Genomic DNA, 1,129 nt, shown 5'->3' on the forward strand with positions numbered 1-1,129 from the left:
TGAATAAAACAAAATCTCTCAATTTCCAAAGGCAAGAAGCCCTTAGTCGTAGAGAAGCCCTAAAGAAGCTTAAAAGTTTCAGCCTTGTAAGTCTTGCAGTTTGATAAGTTTGTAAAATCTAAATATAGTAATGTGAATTCTCATATCAAGGAAGTAGCGTGAAAATGATCATTTATTCTTTAGGAATTTTTGGAATCTTAGTTGTAGCAGTGTTGTTTAGTAGCTTTAACTACTCTCTTTGGAGAAAAACGCAAACAAAAAAATACAGAATCTAAAGAGATAAGTTATACAAGTAAGTATGGCTCTATCAATTATATCTTAGCCATAAGAGGCATAGAATCTAAGGAAGCTATAAGATGAAGAAAATTCTAAACTTACTTATATTATTTAGCATTATAGTATTCTTTAGTGGGTGTGGTTGGGGGTGGTTCGTGCCTTATAGTTTTCAACCAAGTTATCATGAATTTAAAAAGATGTGTAAGCTTAATGAATTACCAAATAATGAAGAGAAGTATAATAAGATATTGAAACTATTTGGTATAGATGATTTGGATAATCACAATAGTTTGATAACATATCCATATTATCCAGAAAGAATTGAGGCTACTTTATATGTTAAATTTGATGAGTATGATAATATAACAGGTATGCATATTAAATCAAAATATGGGAATTTGTTATATCCATCTCCTAGATGGTTTTCTGGTAGTTATACTTTAACAACAAAATCAATGGCAAGTTACGAGTTAATATTTGCTAAGCAAATGTTAGATTGTAACTATTTTTATAAGGAAACAAAATGACAAACAAAGAAACAATTAAAAAACTTCGAGATAATGCAGAATTGGCGTGGGCGAGTTATGGGTATTTTGATTTAATAGGAAAGAAATTTAAAGACAGAAAAGATGACAAAAATGAGCCTTTGTCCATCACCCAAACCGACATATTAGACATCACTTATAACAAATATATCGCAGTAAAGCCAAATCCACACAAACAAGATGATGAGATACAAGTAGGCAAACTCAAAGGCGAATTCTCCCCTAATCAAGCCAAACGCTTCTTTGAAAGATATGATTTATTACTTCATCAACCTAACACAGATTCAGGCTTCTCTGCTACTTTATTC

The 1,129-nt window shown here is 31.0% G+C and carries 2 protein-coding genes; both read left to right on the plus strand.

The genetic code is table 11. The annotated features are described in order from the left end of the window. Nucleotides 1-356 precede the first annotated feature (356 nt). Nucleotides 357-803 carry a hypothetical protein gene (locus CQA53_RS11570; RefSeq protein ID WP_115544032.1) on the plus strand — a complete coding sequence of 149 codons (447 nt, stop codon included), beginning with the start codon at nt 357-359 and terminating at the stop codon, nt 801-803. Continuing rightward, nucleotides 800-1,129, plus strand: a 330-nt coding sequence (locus CQA53_RS11575; protein WP_115544033.1) for a hypothetical protein, incomplete at its 3' end; no start/stop codon positions are given. The genes CQA53_RS11570 and CQA53_RS11575, both read left to right, overlap by 4 nt.

The organism is Helicobacter didelphidarum, assembly GCF_003364195.1.
GTDB classification, from domain to species: Bacteria; Campylobacterota; Campylobacteria; order Campylobacterales; family Helicobacteraceae; genus Helicobacter_A; species Helicobacter_A didelphidarum.

Coding starts and splice junctions, on each gene's coding strand:
- CQA53_RS11570 (WP_115544032.1), top strand. CDS start 357: ATGAAGAAAATTCTAAACTTACTTATATTATTTAGCATTATAGTATTC.